We start from the raw sequence: 17,983 nt of genomic DNA, 5'->3' as shown, positions 1-17,983 counted from the left end.
AATATTACTAAAATCGGATATATAGGAGGATTATTCCAGTGTTATCTAAATATTTTACCATTAAAAAAGATGGTGGAGAACATGAAATTATCATTCAAAAGTCACGGTTCATTGGTACCGTTAAACGAGTTGAATCAGAAGAAGAAGCACAAGCTTTTATACAACAAATGAAGAAGAAATATCATGATGCTACACATAACTGTTCTGCTTATATTATTGGGGAGCATGACCAAATTCAAAAAGCAAACGATGATGGTGAACCTAGTGGTACAGCTGGGGTACCGATGCTAGAAGTTCTTAAAAAACAAAATCTTAAAGATACCGCTGTTGTTGTAACACGATATTTTGGTGGAATAAAACTTGGAGCAGGTGGACTAATCCGTGCCTACGGTAGTTCTACCTCTGAAGCAATAAATGCAGTCGGCATCATGAAAAGACAATTAATGAAAGGTTTCAAGGTCACAATAGAATATACATTACTTGGAAAATTAGAAAATGAACTACGGAATTCTGAACATATACTAGAAACCATTAATTATTTAGAGAATGTAGAGTGTATTGTTTTTGTGGAAGATGGACAGGAAACGGCCTTTCAGGATTGGATAATTGATTTGACAAGCGGACAGGCTGAAATCGAACCTATTGAAGTGAAGTATGTGGAGATTGAAGTGGAGAGTACAAAGGAATAATTTAGCAAACTGGTACCGGAAAACAATACTTTATACAATAAAACATGGTGCTCCTTTAATCGGAACGCCATGTTTATCATCAAAGTATAGAGTAAAACTTCAGTCCATGTGGTCTTACAAACCAATTAACCTGCATGGAAATAAGAACTGTTTAGCTCAAGGAATCTGCCATCATACCGCGGCAAAATGTATGCTTTATTGCAAATGTATTATCTACTAATAAAATGTCAGCATCTTTTCCTACCGCAATACTACCTTTACGATCAAAAACGTTTAATTGTTTAGCTGGATTACTACTTGCCATTTTGATTACATCTTCAAATTCAACTTCTTCAAGCTTCAACATATTTTTCACAGCTTGTTTCATTTTTAAAATGCTACCGGCTAACGTGCCATCTTCAAGAACAGCTCGATCTCCATCTACAAGCACCTTTTGTCCTCCAAGTTCAGAAACACCAGCTGCTAAGCATTTTGCACGCATGGCATCTGTTATTAAAAGTAATCTCTCACTACCCATATGATCATAAATCAACTGCAACATCTCTGGTGCAACATGAATTCCATCCGCAATTAACTCCGCATGTAGTTCTTTTAAATAGAAGGCAGCTCCAACAACTCCAATATCACGATGATGAATACCATTCATTGCATTACATAGATGGGTAACCTGATTAACACCACGCGATACAGCTTCCTTCATCCCTGCAAAGTCAATATCTGTATGCCCTGCAGAAATATTAACGTTATTTTCTGCTAAATAACGAATAAATGAACCATCTTCATCATGCTCAGGTGCCATGGTAATCGTCCTAATATTATTCCTAGATAGTGCTTGCCATTTATCAAATAACTCAATATCAGGTTTTAGTATATGTTCTAACGGTTGTGCGCCCTTTTTATTTGCTTCAATGAAGGGACCTTCTAGATGAATACCAATTATTTCAGCATAGCCTGCTTTTGATTGATAGTTTGCCACATTCACCAGTGCATGTTCAATATTTTCTTTGGATTGGGTAATAGTTGTTGCAAGAAAACTTGTTGTTCCTTCAAGCGGAAGAACCTTAGCAATTGAATCAAGAGCTTCCTCCGTACCATCCATTACATCAGAACCATTTGCACCGTGGATATGTCCATCAATAAACCCAGGAACAGCATTTAATCCTTCAGCATCCAGGATCTTAAAATGGCTAGGATAGCTTGTAGGTTGTTCCTCTTCAGTAAAAATACCACTAATTTTTCCCTGTGTGATTAAAAGTTTACCTCGATTTATTTTTTCATCTTCTAAGTATATGTTTACATTTTTTATTAATAGTGATTTGTTTTCCATCAATGTCTAGTTCCTTCCCTTCTTAAGTACCTTTTCAAATTAGCATATGGCTTATCCTAATGTCCAGTTTCGCAACTAAAAAAGGACTATACCATGAATATGGATATAGCCCCCTTTTGATTAATTTATCATTCGTTTACTCTCAGTAATCATTCTTTGATCATTTAATTCTTTGATTAATGTTTGGATTAATTCATCCGAAGAACGGATTTTATTTTTTTCTGTATCATCAATAACTTTTTTCATCATATTTTTAAAAAATTCGCGTTCAACCATTCCATTACCGCCTTGACCAAGTGTTATAGGATTACAGAACTAATCATACCACAAAATTCATAAAATTCATTAACAAATTATGACATTTTTCATTTTTTTCTTTTTATCCAGAACATTAGAATCAAGCACGCTGTGAAAGCACCAATGCCATCGATTAATACATCCCCAACATAAGGGGTTCTATTTGGAGTAAATCCTTGATGGATTTCATCTAAGATAGCATATGCAATTGTACATAAAAATGAGATAACTATAATTTTTTGTACTTGCCATTTTACTGTTTTCTGGAAAGCAATACAAAAAAGAAACATTAAAACAAAGAAAGTCCCAAAATGAGCACCTTTCCGAATGAAAAATTCAATGAACCCATTCACTCCAAGAGCATCCATGCTTACCTCAGAATGATGATAATGAAAAGAAATCCAGCTAAAATAAGGCTCTAAAAATGAAAAATCAAGTTTACTAGAAAGAAATGGTTTGATATCCTGTTTTTCATATGGTGTAGATGACGAAAGGAATATAATTGCCATCCATGTTGTTGGCAAAAGCCAATAAAAATAGTTCTTCTGCATGTATCCACCGTACTTTATATGTTTTAATTTACTATACCAAAAAAGCACAAAATAAAAAACCGTAGTATTCTACGGTTTAGTTTTGATTTTTTCTCCATTTATTAAATTCAAGGAAATCTTTAAATTCTTCTTTCGTTACACCTGACTGCATGGCTTCTTTAACAATCTTTAGCCACTCACCGTCTAAATCTTCTAGTTCTAATGGTTCACCTTCATTTATTAGTTCGTTTACGGAAACACCTAGAACGGTACTAATTTTTTCGATAAACTGGATGGATGGATTCGACTGGAGGTTTCGTTCGATTGAACTCAAATATGATTTTGCAACATTAGCTTTTTCAGCAAGTTCAGATATAGACATTTTCTTTTCTTTACGTAGTTGTTTTATTTTTTCTCCGATCAAGTCGACTCACCTCTTTCAAGCGAAATTATATCACAAATGGGTGAGCAGTTCTATATAAAGTACAAAAATTACAACTAAAGTAGTATGGAACTCATTTCGCTTCTGCAAGAAATAGACGGATTTCTTCAACGGTCATACCTAGGTTCTTTGCCTCCTTGATTAATTTTATCCATTCATAATCAAGTTTTAGCCCATTTTTCACTTTATTCAATTCCCCATCCCCCATTACATACTATCTATGTAGTCCAGCCATCCAAAGCCTAAAGCTTTGGATCTGTAACTTTGCGTCCCCATCTTTCAACAGGTTTGCCTTTGTATAGATGGAATATATTCTATAACTATTATACTAAAGAACTAGTACGAATTGTGTGTCTTGTTTTGTCACAATACAACTAGTTTTGTAGGAGGAAGTTATAAATATTGTAAAAAAATGCAAAACGCTATTATATTCTCCTAACCTTGGTCTTTCTTCTTTTAGAAATCATCCATATTAGTGCCCCAGCAAGTAGTAAATAGACACCAATTATCATTAAATTAAACATGTTTGCAGCTGTATCAGGAAGTTCTCCTCCTCCTGAACTATTATTATTTACAACTCCACTAACGTTTTCAACGTCCTTATCTGTTCCACCTTTACCTTTATCAGAATCATCTTTTGATCCACCTGGTTGTTCATTATCCTCGCCTGGATCTTCCGGATTGGTAGGAGTTTCACTTCCCTCAGCCACAAATTGTAATAAGAAGTTTACGCCAAGTCCCTGAAATTCATTGCCAAGATGTTCTGGAAAACGAATAGTAAGCTCTAATTCCTCACTATTGTCTGCCTTAAGGAATCTTGGTGGAAGCTTATCGAAATCCGATAGCTTTCCATTATATAATGTAGTTTTTGCATCCTTAATTTCTAATAACAGTTCATTATATAGCTTTTCAGCGCCTTCATTTTTAATACTCATTTGATATTCAAAATCAAGTTTTCCATTATTCTTAATAACAATATCTCTTGGAGCCCAGTCCCCTGGCTTCATATTGTCAATATTGAACAATACCTCTCCAGGAGAAAGACTTAAGTCAATATCGTATTTATCATCCGTATTTGTTGAATCGTCAGCAAAACTTATTATGGGGCTAACCATAATACTTAACAACACACCAAATATGATAATTAACAAAATCCGTTTCATTTGATTGCCCCCTCTACAGGCAAGATTTAACATCCTATTTACGTTAAACTACACTTTTTTCTTCCTTAGCATTTTCTTTTGGCAAGTCTATTTCTCGAATGGCTCTCCAGATGGTAATTCCAGCATATCCGAGTAAAAGGAAACCAGGAATTAATAGAAGTAAAGCACCATTTTTAGACTGCGAAAAGTTAATAAAATAACCTACATAAGGTATAGTAAACCCTTCATACTCTGCAACTACATTTTCAGATAGTACTGGATTAATATCCACTGCATTGTTGTTATCCCCTTTTGTCCGATACATAACACTTTCGCCACTGGCAACTACTTCAGTCACCCTGTGGGTTACTAGCTTACCATCTTCCTCCATAAACGTGATTACATCATCTGGTTTAAAGCGTGTCATATCTCCACCAGGTTTGACGGCTATGATGGAACCGGTTTTAATACCTGGCTCCATGGAACCAGAAAGAACCGTCTTTAACTGGTAGCCAAATACCTCAGGTTCTCCACCAGATGCTTTTGATGAAATGACGAAGAATGTCATGCTAATTAATAGTAAGAACAGGACAACTGTCGTTACATGATTAATGATATTTAATATTCTTTTCTTAATCGTTTTATTCATTTGTCTCACCTTCCTCGACAGGTTGATTGTTCGTATTAGTTGTTTCTTCTTCTAGTGATTCTTCTGTTGTATTATCTTGGTTCTCTGGCACATCATTTGCAGCATTGTCATTTTGTTCATTTGATTGATTACTGTCATCCCCAGGTGGATCTTGCTGTGGAGTATCTGACTTAACTGGCTCTTCAGTTGATTCTCCTACTTCTTCTTTTTCTTCATTTACAGGTTCTTTTTCCTGTGAATTTTCACCTATGTCTTCGTTGCTAGTGTTAGTATCCTGTTCCGTACCCTCTGTATTTTTCTCGTTATTTTCACTACCGTCTTTGCATTGAATGATAAATTTGTCACTAAAGATTTCTGCTTTCTCATTTCCTTTCGCTTCAAAACCTTCACGTTGGTAAACTTTAAATACATAAAATCCTTCTTGTTTCGCTTCAAATGAGAGAGTAATTACTTCATCCTTATCAAGAGCATTAAATTCTCCTTTAAAAATTGAAGTACCATGTTTTTCTGGTGCACCTTTCCCTTTACTTTCTTCCCCTGTGTAGTAAATCTCATATTCTGCTGGACCTTGCATTTTATGCCCAACATTTTTAAAATCTGCTGAGATCTCAACGATAGGACAAGATTGGTCAACATTAGTTCCTCTATTGCCTACAAATTTTAGTTTACTTCCATCAAACCATGTACCAGCACCAAAGTTTAATGTAGCTTGATTTGCATTACTAAAATAGGCAATGGTTCCCCCCGTTAAATAACTAAAGGAAAAGATTAACAGATAAAACGCAACAACAACTTTACTCATTAGTACTAACTTCTTTTTCTTTTGTCTCTTATGTTTTTGAAGGCGACTCATTTCCAAAGGCCTTCCCTCCTTTTAAGACGACTTTATTTTGCTTTATTAAAAATTGCAGCCTTGCAAAATCTTAAGAAAACAAAATAATGTTTTTCTATGGTCGAAAAAAGGCCCTCCACCTTTCTCCCATACAATCCCATTCTTTTGCCCGCATCAACACTCAATCGAAAGTCACTACAAGAACCATGGAATATGTTTTCGTCTTGACCTTTACTATTTCATAGTTAATCGATGACTTGTAAATTTATGTATGATTTATAAAAAAAGGATAAGAGGAGAAGGGTTAGTTCTCCTCTTTTATTAAAAATATTATCTAAGTTCGCCTTCAGTTTGATGAGCAGTGAAAGTCCACTCAAGCTCTAAAGCATCGCCTTGGAATTCGTTTTGATCTTCACCATTATCAACGAATTCAAATCCTACGTACATTTCGTCACTAGTTCCAGCAGCCATCCCACTATCTTCACCATTTAGTCCAAGTAACCAAGTGATCCAAGACTGTAAGTTTTCAGTTGCATCTGGAGTCATATTTTGCAGATCGTATAATGTAGTCTCTGAGATTACATCATTATAGTCCCCAATAACCCAACCGTCACCAGTCTTATCAGCATTCTCTAAGAATAAAACTTTAATGTGCTTACCAAAGTCATCAACATTATCACCATTTGCATCGACAACATTATATGCAGTAGCTAAATCAATGGAAGAAATATCTAAAGAACCATTATTCTCTAGTGCAAACTCACGAACCATTACATCTCCAGGCTTCAAGTTATCAACATCAATAACTACCGATGGATTTACAGCTAAATCCAAAGTACCTGCAGCAAAACTATTATTAGAAACTTCTGTATCGCTAAAGTATGCAAATGTTCCTCCACCAACTAATGCGATTCCTAGTGCAGCTGATGCAATACCCATACCTAATTTCTTTTTAATACTCATTCTCAAATTCCTCCCTATTATTCGTTATAAAGAACGATGTGCGTTTAGATTGCGCTGATCCAAACGTACGAAGAAGATAATTTTGAATTTTTTTATCTTCCCTTATGTATCTAACTAGTTAAACACTATTGTTCTTTAATAAGACGTTTTTTGTTCCTTATTAAGAACAACCTTGATTTGAAGTATAGGATATTTTACTTAGAAAGAAAAACTCCAAATTCAGCCGAATTTTACCTTTTTTGAATTGTTTGCTCTGTTTTGCTTAGATTTCCTTTTAATTCCTTAAAATTTCATACTTTTTAAAGAACATTTATTTCTTTATAAAGAACAAAATATGTATTAAAATAGCGTCGTAACAAGTCTTAAAACACTTTCCAATGTGGTACAATGAATAGTAAGAAAAAAATAAATAATAGGGAGTATGTCCTAAATGAAAAAAATTGCCTTTCTTATCATATTAGTCGGTTTGATTTTTATTGGAATTGGCATCTATGAATACATACAAACAAATCATAATCAAAATAAAGCATTAGCAGAGGCTAAATCACTACTGGAGGAATCCTCATTAAAAGAACAAAATGAAAAAGAAACAGAAGCAACTTTTCCTGATGACTTTGATCCTGCTACAGGAGAAACAGTTGGTCTTTTACATATCCCTAAACTAGACGCTGATCTTGCTATAGTAGAAGGAACAGATCCAGATGAGTTAGCAATGGGGGTTGGGCATTATAAAGGAACAGGCTATCCACTTCAAAATGACCAAATTGTTTTATCCGGCCATCGTGAGACCGTTTTTCGTCGCATGGGTGAATTAGAGCTTGGAGACATCCTAACAGTACAATTGCCTTATGGGGATTTTTCTTATGAGATAGTCGATACGTTTATTGTAAGTGCGGACGATCGAACGGTTATTGCACCAACTGCACCTGATGAAGTATTAACACTAACTACTTGCTATCCTTTTAACTTTATTGGTAATGCACCAGATCGATATATTATTACAGCCCATCCCGTTTCTAAAAATAATGAGTAATGTCTCCAAGTTTGAGATAGACTAAAACGACAGGATTCGATATAATTATTTCCAAATGTTAGTAAAATAAGGAGAAGTAAAATGGCTGAATCAAGAGTTGAGAATAAGAAAAAGAAAAAAAGAAAATGGCCATATTGGGTTGGGGGAATTATCCTAGCATTTTTACTAGTTGGTGGAGGATTTGCATGGTATGTGTGGGATAAAATTCATGACACAGTTGGAGACATGCATGAACCACTAGAAAGGGACCAAGACCCAGAACGCCAGAAAGAAATTACAGACATATTTAAAGATAAGAAATCATTAAATGTTCTATTACTAGGGGTTGACCAACGTGCCGGGGATAAAGGACGTTCCGATACGATGATTCTTATGTCCTTAAATCCAAATACGAACTCGATGAAAATGTTAAGTATCCCACGCGATACGTACGTCAATATCCCAGGTCGTGGAATGGATAAAATAAACCATGCCTATGCATTTGGTGATGTAGAATTATCTGTTCAAACAGTTGAAGAAGCATTCGATCTACCCGTTCATTTTTATGGGAAGGTCAATATGGAAGGTTTCCAGCAAGGTGTAGATGTACTTGGAGGCGTTACAGTAACAAATGACATGGAATTCACACAAGATGGTATCCATTTTCCAGTTGGTGAAATTGAATTAAATGGTAAAGAAGCGCTATCCTACGTCCGAATGCGTAAAAATGACCCACGAGGAGACATGGGGCGTAATGATAGACAACGTGCAGTTATTACAGCAGCAATGAATGAAGCAGCAAGTTTTACCAGTATAACAAAAGTTGGAGATATTCTTGAAATCCTAGGTGACAATGTAAATACGGACCTTCAAATGAAGAACATCCAAAATTTATTTAAAAACTACCTAGGTACGAGAGCAAATATTGATACAATGGAAATCTCAGGAAGTGGTCAAATTATTGGGTCAACCTGGTATTACATTGTTCCAGAATCAGAATTCACTCGAATATCATCGGAAATCAAAACCCATATGGAAGCAAAATAAAGTTAAAATCACAGGTGAATTCACAATCAGAAATACACTAAAATCACAATATTATTCATTAGAAAAGGAGCTTATACATTAGGCTCCTTTAAACTTTTTATTATAAAACTACCTCACCACACTAATGCTACCTATTAGTTGATTAAAATAATGGAGAATCAGTATCCCAAAAACTAGCTATATGTTTATCATTTTTCATATCATCTACTGTTTTATTGAAAATCGAGATTATCTCATCAGGATTTCCTGCATATATTATTTCAAGAAAATGATTTGTATCACTTCTGCCCTTACTTGTACAAGGATAAACATAAATGATATAGCGCTCCTTATAATAATGTATACTAGGAGAAATTTCGATAAACCAGTGTGTAGCATATGGATAATCAAGTTTATCCCCCTCTTTATCGAATCTAAATTTATCTGCTTCTCCCATTGGGATAAGCGCAAAATCTATATATTTCAATCCCTTTCTTTTTTGTTTTTGTCGTTCAGCTCGTTTTACTAAATTATGCCTGCTTCCCATTTTTTTCTTTAATCTCTTATTCATTATTTCCTCCTACTCATCTACTATTTTTCTTAAACTGTTTCATACTTAAGCTATTTTCCATTCAGTAGAAACCCTCTATTTATTGGGGGAATTTTAAAAATTTAAACTTTTATTCTTTTGATTTCATTTTGATTTTCCCCGTAATACATTATTTTCTTTGGCTTCAATACTGAAATTGAAAAGACTATTGATGAAATAAACATAACAAGTGCCAACGTAATGATTGTAATTCTTAATGAAACAAGATCTGCAGCAAATCCAATTACTAGTATGAATACTACTTGAATAGCACTTTGTATCAATTGATAGATACTTGTTACTCTGCCCATTATTTCTACTGGAACATTGTTTTGGTAGAAAGTCGTAATACCAGCACTAAGGAATACATTAAAAAAGCCTAAGATTACAAATCCAACTACAATTGATGCAAATGACCATGAAAATGCGTAGATTACATAACCTATTGTCATCATGGTGACACCAATGACAATCATATATCTGAGTGAAAAAAAATTGGAGAAAAGTGACAATAACATGGCACCTATCACAGAACCGATTCCTGTTATACTAATCAATAAGCTATACTCCATCTCGGAAAGCCCTATAACTTGTTGGGTAAAGACAACTTCTTGAGCATCCATAGCAAAGGAAAAAAGCATAACCATAATAAATCCAAGATAAATAAACGTGACATATTTATTTTGAGATATGAATTTTTGAACTATAGTAAAATCTTGAATCACTTGAGAAAAAGACAATGTTGGAATAGTTTCTTTATCAATGTTTTCTTTATCAGATAGAAAGAGTAATAAAATTGCAGAAAACAGAAAGAAAAGCGCATTTATCCATAATGTAGTATCAACTGAGGTTATTAATATTAGCGCCCCACCGATTGCAGGACCAACAATAAATGCTCCAGAACTTGTAAAAGATCGAATTGAGTTAAAACGCTTTCTTTGTCCCTTTGGAACTAGAATAGTAACATACGTCATAGAAGATGGATTGAAAAATGCTTTTGCGACACTTAATACAACCAATATTCCATAAATAAAGGCCATATTTGGCGCAAATGGAATGATGCAGATGAACACCGCTCTTACTATGTATGTAATAATCATTACTTTTCTCTTGCTACGAAAATCAATAAAACTACCAGTCCAGAACTTTGTAACAATGTTTGTCAGTGGACCAACTATCCAAAGTCCTGCAACCGCAGCTGCCGACCCTGTTAATTGGTATACGATAATGTTAATTGCTACTAAATAAATAAAATCCCCGATACTAGAAAAACCGATGGATAATAATAAAATCGCTGGATTTTTCCAACTGCTCCAAATGTCCTTCATAACATTCCTCATTTCTACTACGTTTTCCCTGCTTCCTTAGCTACTCATACGCTGACGTACTTTTTCACTTGCGATAAATGCGTGTTTGAAGCAAATGCTTGCTTGCTTATAAGCATGGAGTTCTTCATGAACCTCCCATGACTCAAGTCACGGGTTTCTGGGTTGGTGCTAGTGCACATTGACCACAAGAGGCGAGGAACACATCGCCGCTATTCCGTTTGCAAAGGCATTCGGAATTACTTTTCTTACAATATTTGCTGCACCATTTACATCCGCATTTATCAACCTATTATGTTTAGAACGATAGAGGCCACGTTTGATTCTCTTCCCACTGAAAGTATATGTTTCATTATTCCCCACTTGATAGGTCGGAATATCGTCTTCATCTAAAAAACTTGCTTTGGACGTGTAGCTTTCCTCTGTTGTCATAACAGCAATACCTATGTCATTCGCTTTGTATGTAATTAGTTCAATCAACAATGTATGTGGAATTTGAACGAAATGTTGATTGTTTCGTTTGCCGGTATTTATTTCTTGTTTCCAATCACTATTTTTTCCAATGACGATCGTATCAATGCCGTTTTCTCTTGCAACTTTTACAATATTATAACTTACTTTATGGAAGAAATCTTTTATTTTACGGTACCTCTTTTTGTCTAAGTTCATTAGTCTTTTCGAATCATACTTACCTTCTTTTGGAGACTTCCCGTTTCGTAAAACGGCATAATAATGACTGCGTAATTTGTTGTACCATTGATTAATCGACTTCACTTTTCCACCTTTAAAAATAATCGGAGAAATGCCTGTATTAAACACAACTGTAGCTAGATTGTTTAATCCTAAATCAATCCCCATACAAGATTCTTTTTTTGCAACAATTACTTCTGTTTCTTTCATTAAAAATATCACTTCAACTGTGAATTCATTATATTTCGGAACGACTCTCACCTGTTGATAGGTACCTTCTAGTTGTGCTAGCTTACCAATGTTTAATTGTATGTTTGTCTTTGGAAATTGTAGGTATTTACCATCCTTTATCTTACAAATTTGATTGGACAAAACAATTTCTTTTCGCCCACCCTTTGGTAAATATGCTGGAATGGAAGGTCTGCCCTTGTACTTTTCTGGATGCGCTTTATAATCTTTCAAACTAGTAAAGAAGCTTTTCCAGTTTTGAACAACATTTCTTATTACTTGTTGATTGATTTGTCCTGGTAGAGAATTATAATCCGTTTGTTTAATCGTCTTAAACAAACAATCTAGGAAGTTAAAACCAATGAAGGAAGATTCTTTGGTGGGGAGTGTGAAAAGATTTTCTTTTACTTCTTTTCTTTCATTTTCTGGTTTTTTCATTTCATTATTTAATCTTTTTAAATATGCCTTGTGCTGCTTACCATTCATTTTTCCAATGTTAAGTGTGATGGAATCCATCACTTCTTTTTGTAGGGGTTGTAGAACGTTACCTTGTTTAAAAGCGGTATAGACTTGCCTGATGTAAAAATTGGTCGTATTGTACAAATTATTACTAGTTAACGTAAGTTCGTTGAAGTAGGCATACAGCTTATGTCCCTTCTTAATATGAATTTGATAGGTTCTATATCGTTTATTGGTCTCTTTTTCCTCTTCCAAGTTTAATCACCTCCTGTAAATATATTCTATCAAACAGAACATATGTTTGTATACTGATTTTCACAAAAAGAAAGCCAATTCATCCCATGACTGAAGTCACGGGTGCTCTTGGCCTTTAAATAAAAATTTAGTTTATCTTCCCATCAAACTTATTCTACAAAGCTGCCAAATACGTATAAATAAGCACATTCACAAATTCTATAATTATTCTAGCATAAGATTCGGAAAATTCAATAACCGTTCTTCTTTTTTCTTATCAGTACAATCCATGGCTTAAATCGCTGCACCTTTATACGCTTTAGAAATTTCAGGTGACTTTTTTGTTCTTTATCATTTTACATAGGTGGTATAATAAGTGTATAAATAAACTCATTAACTAGGGGGATGGAAATGAAACGTCTTTTAATTATTATTTTTACCTCTCTTTTGTTCATTGCAGGATGTTCAGAGGATGAAATAACACCACATGAACGATTTGATGATTATGCAAAACTTTGGAGTGAGAACAACTTTAAAAGTATGTATGACATGCTAACTCCCGAGTCAAAAGAAGCTTATCCAACCGATCAATACATAGATCGTTATCAAAAAGTCTATGAAGACTTAGAAATAGAAAATGTAGAAGTTTCTTATAAAAAGCTATCGGAAAAGCAACTTGAAACAGCGATAGAAGAAGGAACCGCAACTTTACCATTTACCGTGAAGATGGACTCCTTAGCTGGTCCTATTTCCTTTGATTACGAAGCCACACTAGTGCAACAAGGAGAAAAAGAAGAAAAGAATTGGTTCCTTACATGGGATCCTGGCTTTATCTTCCCCCAAATTAAGGATGGTGGAGATATTCGAATAGCAACGACAGAACCGGCGCGCGGGGAAATTTTAGACCGAAATCGAATTCCATTAGCATGGAATGGTGAGGTATGGAATATCGGTATTATCCCTGAAAAACTCGGTAATAATCCTGAGGATGGCAAGAAAAAGATTGCCTCTATCTTAAATATTTCAGTTGAGTCCATTGATAAGGCACTAGATGCTGATTGGGTAGAGCCAGATATGTTTGTACCTTTAGATAAGAAAATTCCTAAGACCGATAACAAAATTCTTGACCAACTTTTTCAAATAGATGGCGTTATGGGCCAGACTGCATTAGGACGTATCTATCCATTAGGGGAAGCAGCTTCCCACTTAGTTGGTTATGTTGGAAAAGTTACAGATAAAGATTTAGAAGAAAAGGATCCAGAACTTTATTCCGCTAATGACATCATTGGAAAAACTGGGTTGGAACGTTTTTATGAAGATAAACTTAAGGGTAAAAAAGGTGTGAAGATTTACATTGAGCAAGAAGGCCAGGATGACGATGTATTAGCTGAAATAGAAGTTCAAAATGGCGAAAGTATTTACACGACTATTGATAGTACGGCCCAGGAGGAACTTTATTTATCATTTGATGGTGTACCAGGAACTGCCGCTGCAATACAACCAAAGACAGGGGAAACCATTGCACTAGTCAGCAGCCCTTCCTTCGATCCACATAAAATGGTTTATGGTATATCAACAACGGATTGGGATGAATTACAGAACAATCCAGAGCAACCATTATTTAACCGTTCTAATGCAACATATGCTCCTGGATCGGTTATCAAGCCAATCACAACTGCAATCGGACTTCAAAATGGCGTTATTGATCCGGATGAAAAAGTTGAAATCGAAGGCTTAACTTGGGGTAATGGGGAAGGCTGGGGAGATTATAAAGTAACCCGTGTAGCAAATACAAACCCAGTTAACTTATTAACCGCAATGACTCATTCCGATAATATTTATTTTGCGATGAAAGGAGTAGAAATGGGTGGAGATGCTCTTGTAACAGGTCTAGAGAAATTTGGATTTGATGAGGCAATTCCTATCAATCTAGCCATTTCTCCTTCCAGCGTTTCAACGACAGGAAATTTAGAAGGTGAAGTGTCAGTTGCAAATACTAGTTACGGTCAAGGTGAAATTGAAACAAGCTCCCTGCACATGGCTACCATGTACACATCATTTTTAAACGATGGAAAAATGATAAAGCCTATCATACTTATGGACGAAGAGAAATCACAAGTATGGAAGGAAAATTTAGTAACACCAGAACAAGCAACTATTATTAAAGATACATTACGAAATGTTGTTACAGAAGGTACTGCAGGATATGCAAAAAATGCACCCTTCCCGATATCAGGAAAAACCGGAACAGCTGAGTTAAAGCTCACGTTGGATGAAGAAAATGGTGAGGAAAATGGTTGGTTTGTTGCTTACCCTACCGAAGATCAAGATCTGATTATTGCCATGATGATGGAGAAAGTACAAGATGAAGGCTCAAGTGCATTAGTAGTAGAGAAAGTTACAGATGTAATGGAAAAAATAAAATAAATCACAACACCCCGAGTAGAATATTATTCCGCTCGGGGTGTTGTTTTGAAAGGAATAATGATTGGCCTACAACATCGCAATCAAATCATAGAACGCTTCCTCGTTACGTTCATCCAGAGCTTTATCAATTAGCCGTTTTACATTTAGATGTTCTAACTCATCAATTATTACTTCAACGTTATCATTCATATTATCTTCTCGATTATAATTAATGTGTTCTTTTGTAAGGAAATATAATTTAATTAGGAAGTCGGGAATATTGATTAATTCACTCATGGATAAGTGAAAAATATTATCATTCTTCTTAAATGCAAATGTTGCATCCAGGTTCTCAATTTTCTTCGTGTATCTATTAATGACAAATTCCTTCGACTTAATCGGTATAAATTGATATATTTCATTCTGTATGGAAATGGTAAAATGCTCTTCATCTAAAAGGACATAAATATTTTCAGCATCCGTCTTTATACAATAGGGCTTTAATAATTTAACTGTCACCATTGTTATTTCCCCCAATATCTGAAGTGGAATGTTATTTGTAATATGTTTTAATACCCTATAATCTCTTTATTAAACATCTGTTTATAAAAATAAATCAAAAGAAGTATGCCCACCTGAATTTATAGGTATTTGGACATACTCCTTTTGGTTCATAACAGCTTCACAAGTTCGCGAAACGTTTTTTCATCTCTTTCATCAAGTGCTTTATCAATTAAACGTTTTATATTTTTCTTTTCTAGTTCTTCCATTAGAAGCTCAATTTCAGCATTTATCTCATTAGTTTCTTGACCCGTATTATAATATGGTTTGGCAATATTGTGTAATTGTGTTAGAAAATCGGGAAGTGTGATTAGTTCAGTCATCGTCAAATAAATTATCTCTTTTTCTTTTTGAAAAGCAAAACGACTACCGACATTTTCCACTTTTCGTGTTCTGCGATTGATGCGAATTTCTTTACCTTCAACTGGAATAAATTGATATACTATTTTATTAATCACTACAGAAAAGTATTGATAGGCCAAAATTATGCGGACAAACTGTTCGTCAGCCTTAATATAATATGGCTTTAGCATCTTTACAGATATCACGTTTTCCACCTCCCATTATTATTCTACTCATAATTTTCAGTTAATTAATTTTACATGATTTTTTAACAAAAAACAAGAGAAATTTTAGTTTACTGACTGTTTTTAGTGAAAAGGTCCCTAGATAGGAAAAAAGTCCTGTGAGCAGATAAATTCCCACAGGACCACTGATTATTCGATAATTTTTCCAATAATAAACGACGTTATTTTATCTATTTCTTGTGGTTCCATCGCAAATTTCTGCTCCATCTTATTAATTATATCTCCAGCTGCTTTTAGTTCTATGATACCTTTTTTCATGTATGATTTGTAACGTGAATTTATTTCTGTTATTTCCTTTTTATATTTTTCATCCGTACCAGGGGTAACAGTTTTTTCGTACATATCGATTTCTTCTTCCCCTAGTCCTTTCGGAAAAAATTCATGTGGGTCTGTGCTGTCAAAAATACAAAACTCTAAATCACGGATTAGCACCATATCGACACTGTTAGGGTCAAAACTACAATGATAAAGTTCAATATCAAAGCCATGATCCTGTGCTGACGTCATAACCTTTTTCATAAAAGTTGATTTACCTGTCCCTGCACGCCCTTTGATATAGTATTTCTTCGATAATTGGCTTAATATCTCTGGAACAACATTCACTACGCCATCCCTTGTGTTCGTTCCAAATAATCGATGAACAACGGTTGATTCTTTATTCTGCTTCGGAACGTATTTAAATAATGCTTCTATAAATTCTTCTGCTATCGTATTGGCTACATCAAAATTCATTTCCTTAATGTAAACTGTTTCTAAATCATCATGAACCTTTAATCCCGTTTCAAAGTTATCGTAGGCTTTTTGTGTCAATTGGTTAATTTTATTTAGATCCTCAGAGAAATCTGTATTGGATATATTTTGCACGGAAAATAATGATAAATCGATTTCAAACGACCCAACTAAATTCTCAGTAGCAATTCTTTCGTCGATTATTGCTACTTTTTTATCCCGAATAACGATGCCTTCTAAATATTCTTTTCCAATGGAGCTATATAGGATTTCAATATCATGATTTGCTTTATACTTGTTTATTATTTCGTTTATTACGGTTGTTTTTATTTTATTAGATGGGTGCTTTAGGATTATGTGGTGATGGAGGTTGGAGGTGTTGGTGGATAGAAAGTTTACAAAGCCTTCTGCTGTGTTTCCACTGACGTAGTAACCGATTTGACTTGGCAAAAAGACACATCCTTTTTGTTAGATTATTATACTATAATTTATGTATAGGTGGTTGCCTTGGTGAATTATTCTTACATTGGTGTTACATTTCAATAATTATTAGAGATTAACTCTCCTCTTGTTGTCCGCGGCCCGAATACACTTCGCTTTCCACGGGCGGCTGTTGAGCCTCCTCAGAGCTAAAGCTCTTGCGGGGTCTCAACTAGGCCTGTCCTCCCGTAGGAGTCTTCGTGTATTCGGGCCGCTCTCAGCAAAAATGTTAGTTAGTTCTCTTCATCTAAGATCCAAGAACAACCACAAAAATTTTAATTAAAAATAACTTCATCTTCAATAACTATAAGGAAGCACCCCCAAGTGTTTGGTTTGGGAGTGCTTATTTTTGTTGAGATAAGAAAGTATAAAATTTGGCTTTGTTAAGTTCTTGTGCATAAACAGCCACGTCCAGCTCCAGCGCCCAGAGACTAGCGAGACTTCCCTCACCTCCGTACGATAAGTCAACATCGACTCCCTACGGTCGCCGTGTTTCCTTTATCTCCTACGGCTCAGTCCAGTCCGTACGTCTCTAAGCGGGCGCTTGCGCTTTTGTTCATTATAGTTATGTTTTTCTTATTTTACTTCTGGTAGTACGCGTACTTCTTGTGTCATTGTGGATTGACATAGTGGGCATTCTGGTTCTTGGTTGAAGCTGAATGATTCTCTCATCCAACCGTTGCACTCATCGCTGGTGCATGCCCAAATATTTGTTTCAACTTCTGGGACTGGCTCTTTTGGTCCTCTTGAAAAAGACATGACAGCATCCCCTTTCATCGTTGTAAT

The 17,983-nt window shown here is 35.0% G+C and carries 20 protein-coding genes and 1 riboswitch; of the genes, 4 read left to right on the top strand and 16 right to left on the bottom strand.

What is annotated here, in order from left to right; all coding sequences use genetic code 11:
* Positions 1-38: 38 nt before the first annotated feature.
* A complete protein-coding gene (locus K332_RS0119065) occupies positions 39-689 on the top strand; it encodes a YigZ family protein (protein ID WP_026908910.1) in 651 nt (216 codons plus the stop codon).
* 151 nt (positions 690-840) lie between these two features.
* Here K332_RS0119065 and nagA read toward each other — a convergent pair whose 3' ends face one another.
* The 9 genes from nagA to K332_RS0119020 all read right to left on the bottom strand — a co-directional run bounded on the left by nagA (position 841) and on the right by K332_RS0119020 (position 6,871).
* Positions 841-2,016, bottom strand: a complete 1,176-nt coding sequence (gene nagA / locus K332_RS0119060; RefSeq protein WP_026908909.1) for an N-acetylglucosamine-6-phosphate deacetylase — start codon at positions 2,014-2,016, stop codon at positions 841-843.
* A 120-nt stretch (positions 2,017-2,136) separates the two neighbouring features.
* Complete coding sequence (locus K332_RS24255; RefSeq protein ID WP_169727376.1) at positions 2,137-2,292, bottom strand: hypothetical protein; 156 nt, start codon at positions 2,290-2,292, stop codon at positions 2,137-2,139.
* Between the two features lie 89 nt (positions 2,293-2,381).
* The gene (locus tag K332_RS0119050) at positions 2,382-2,864 is read right to left on the bottom strand and encodes a VanZ family protein (RefSeq protein ID WP_026908908.1); all 483 of its coding nucleotides are present in this window, start codon (positions 2,862-2,864) and stop codon (positions 2,382-2,384) included.
* Positions 2,865-2,940: 76 nt separating this feature from the next.
* Positions 2,941-3,267 carry a helix-turn-helix domain-containing protein gene (locus K332_RS0119045; protein ID WP_026908907.1) on the bottom strand — a complete coding sequence of 109 codons (327 nt, stop codon included), beginning with the start codon at positions 3,265-3,267 and terminating at the stop codon, positions 2,941-2,943.
* Positions 3,268-3,358: 91 nt separating this feature from the next.
* Positions 3,359-3,469 (bottom strand): anti-repressor SinI family protein, encoded by a 111-nt coding sequence (locus tag K332_RS23775; protein ID WP_342665481.1) that lies wholly within the window; start codon positions 3,467-3,469, stop codon positions 3,359-3,361.
* A 34-nt stretch (positions 3,470-3,503) separates the two neighbouring features.
* A riboswitch (cyclic di-GMP riboswitch) is annotated at positions 3,504-3,588 on the bottom strand.
* Positions 3,589-3,710: 122 nt separating this feature from the next.
* Positions 3,711-4,448, bottom strand: coding sequence for a TasA family protein (locus tag K332_RS22915; RefSeq protein WP_051359538.1), 738 nt, complete (start codon positions 4,446-4,448; stop codon positions 3,711-3,713).
* A 43-nt stretch (positions 4,449-4,491) separates the two neighbouring features.
* On the bottom strand, positions 4,492-5,076 hold the full coding sequence (gene sipW, locus K332_RS0119030; protein ID WP_026908906.1) for a signal peptidase I SipW: 585 nt from the start codon (positions 5,074-5,076) through the stop codon (positions 4,492-4,494).
* Positions 5,069-5,929 carry an amyloid fiber anchoring/assembly protein TapA gene (gene tapA / locus K332_RS0119025; RefSeq protein ID WP_245604779.1) on the bottom strand — a complete coding sequence of 287 codons (861 nt, stop codon included), beginning with the start codon at positions 5,927-5,929 and terminating at the stop codon, positions 5,069-5,071. The genes sipW and tapA overlap by 8 nt, the downstream gene beginning before the upstream one ends.
* A gap of 309 nt (positions 5,930-6,238) precedes the next feature.
* Positions 6,239-6,871, bottom strand: coding sequence for a CalY family protein (locus K332_RS0119020; RefSeq protein WP_026908904.1), 633 nt, complete (start codon positions 6,869-6,871; stop codon positions 6,239-6,241).
* Between the two features lie 430 nt (positions 6,872-7,301).
* Here K332_RS0119020 and K332_RS0119015 point away from each other — a divergent pair, with 430 nt between their 5' ends.
* Positions 7,302-7,904: a class D sortase gene (locus tag K332_RS0119015; RefSeq protein ID WP_026908903.1), complete on the top strand. Its 603-nt coding sequence runs from the start codon at positions 7,302-7,304 to the stop codon at positions 7,902-7,904.
* Between the two features lie 81 nt (positions 7,905-7,985).
* Positions 7,986-8,930 carry an LCP family glycopolymer transferase gene (locus K332_RS0119010; protein WP_026908902.1) on the top strand — a complete coding sequence of 315 codons (945 nt, stop codon included), beginning with the start codon at positions 7,986-7,988 and terminating at the stop codon, positions 8,928-8,930.
* 142 nt (positions 8,931-9,072) lie between these two features.
* Here K332_RS0119010 and K332_RS0119005 read toward each other — a convergent pair whose 3' ends face one another.
* The 3 genes from K332_RS0119005 to K332_RS22910 form a co-directional block, all read right to left on the bottom strand.
* A complete protein-coding gene (locus K332_RS0119005; RefSeq protein WP_026908901.1) occupies positions 9,073-9,480 on the bottom strand; it encodes a hypothetical protein in 408 nt (135 codons plus the stop codon).
* 101 nt (positions 9,481-9,581) lie between these two features.
* Complete coding sequence (locus K332_RS0119000; protein WP_026908900.1) at positions 9,582-10,826, bottom strand: MFS transporter; 1,245 nt, start codon at positions 10,824-10,826, stop codon at positions 9,582-9,584.
* A gap of 168 nt (positions 10,827-10,994) precedes the next feature.
* On the bottom strand, positions 10,995-12,455 hold the full coding sequence (locus tag K332_RS22910; RefSeq protein ID WP_051359537.1) for an RNA-guided endonuclease InsQ/TnpB family protein: 1,461 nt from the start codon (positions 12,453-12,455) through the stop codon (positions 10,995-10,997).
* A gap of 390 nt (positions 12,456-12,845) precedes the next feature.
* Between K332_RS22910 and K332_RS0118990 the strand changes: the two genes are divergently transcribed.
* A complete protein-coding gene (locus tag K332_RS0118990; protein WP_026908899.1) occupies positions 12,846-14,861 on the top strand; it encodes a penicillin-binding transpeptidase domain-containing protein in 2,016 nt (671 codons plus the stop codon).
* A gap of 66 nt (positions 14,862-14,927) precedes the next feature.
* Here the strand turns inward: K332_RS0118990 and K332_RS0118985 are convergent, their stop codons facing one another.
* The 4 genes from K332_RS0118985 to K332_RS0118970 all read right to left on the bottom strand — a co-directional run bounded on the left by K332_RS0118985 (position 14,928) and on the right by K332_RS0118970 (position 17,956).
* Positions 14,928-15,362, bottom strand: a complete 435-nt coding sequence (locus tag K332_RS0118985) for an IDEAL domain-containing protein (protein ID WP_026908898.1) — start codon at positions 15,360-15,362, stop codon at positions 14,928-14,930.
* A 149-nt stretch (positions 15,363-15,511) separates the two neighbouring features.
* Positions 15,512-15,949 (bottom strand): IDEAL domain-containing protein, encoded by a 438-nt coding sequence (locus tag K332_RS0118980; protein WP_026908897.1) that lies wholly within the window; start codon positions 15,947-15,949, stop codon positions 15,512-15,514.
* A gap of 168 nt (positions 15,950-16,117) precedes the next feature.
* Positions 16,118-17,167 carry a hypothetical protein gene (locus K332_RS0118975; protein ID WP_026908896.1) on the bottom strand — a complete coding sequence of 350 codons (1,050 nt, stop codon included), beginning with the start codon at positions 17,165-17,167 and terminating at the stop codon, positions 16,118-16,120.
* Between the two features lie 606 nt (positions 17,168-17,773).
* Positions 17,774-17,956: a cold-shock protein gene (locus K332_RS0118970; protein ID WP_026908895.1), complete on the bottom strand. Its 183-nt coding sequence runs from the start codon at positions 17,954-17,956 to the stop codon at positions 17,774-17,776.
* Positions 17,957-17,983 lie beyond the last annotated feature (27 nt).

The sequence above is a fragment of the Paucisalibacillus globulus DSM 18846 genome, from assembly GCF_000482485.1.
Lineage (GTDB): Bacteria > Bacillota > Bacilli > Bacillales > Amphibacillaceae > Ornithinibacillus > Ornithinibacillus globulus.
Note: the sequence above shows the minus strand (reverse complement) of the source record. Positions and strands in the feature narration are given on the sequence as shown.

What these genes read in the sequence shown, in the direction of transcription:
- nagA (WP_026908909.1), bottom strand. Translation starts at nt 2,016, where the DNA reads ATGGAAAACAAATCACTATTAATAAAAAATGTAAACATATACTTAGAA.
- K332_RS24255 (WP_169727376.1), bottom strand. Translation starts at nt 2,292, where the DNA reads ATGGTTGAACGCGAATTTTTTAAAAATATGATGAAAAAAGTTATTGAT.
- K332_RS0119050 (WP_026908908.1), bottom strand. Translation starts at nt 2,864, where the DNA reads ATGCAGAAGAACTATTTTTATTGGCTTTTGCCAACAACATGGATGGCA.
- K332_RS22915 (WP_051359538.1), bottom strand. Translation starts at nt 4,448, where the DNA reads ATGAAACGGATTTTGTTAATTATCATATTTGGTGTGTTGTTAAGTATT.
- sipW (WP_026908906.1), bottom strand. Translation starts at nt 5,076, where the DNA reads ATGAATAAAACGATTAAGAAAAGAATATTAAATATCATTAATCATGTA.
- tapA (WP_245604779.1), bottom strand. Translation starts at nt 5,929, where the DNA reads ATGAGTCGCCTTCAAAAACATAAGAGACAAAAGAAAAAGAAGTTAGTA.
- K332_RS0119020 (WP_026908904.1), bottom strand. Translation starts at nt 6,871, where the DNA reads ATGAGTATTAAAAAGAAATTAGGTATGGGTATTGCATCAGCTGCACTA.
- K332_RS0119015 (WP_026908903.1), top strand. Translation starts at nt 7,302, where the DNA reads ATGAAAAAAATTGCCTTTCTTATCATATTAGTCGGTTTGATTTTTATT.
- K332_RS0119010 (WP_026908902.1), top strand. Translation starts at nt 7,986, where the DNA reads ATGGCTGAATCAAGAGTTGAGAATAAGAAAAAGAAAAAAAGAAAATGG.
- K332_RS0119005 (WP_026908901.1), bottom strand. Translation starts at nt 9,480, where the DNA reads ATGAATAAGAGATTAAAGAAAAAAATGGGAAGCAGGCATAATTTAGTA.
- K332_RS0119000 (WP_026908900.1), bottom strand. Translation starts at nt 10,826, where the DNA reads ATGAAGGACATTTGGAGCAGTTGGAAAAATCCAGCGATTTTATTATTA.
- K332_RS0118990 (WP_026908899.1), top strand. Translation starts at nt 12,846, where the DNA reads ATGAAACGTCTTTTAATTATTATTTTTACCTCTCTTTTGTTCATTGCA.
- K332_RS0118985 (WP_026908898.1), bottom strand. Translation starts at nt 15,362, where the DNA reads ATGGTGACAGTTAAATTATTAAAGCCCTATTGTATAAAGACGGATGCT.
- K332_RS0118970 (WP_026908895.1), bottom strand. Translation starts at nt 17,956, where the DNA reads ATGTCTTTTTCAAGAGGACCAAAAGAGCCAGTCCCAGAAGTTGAAACA.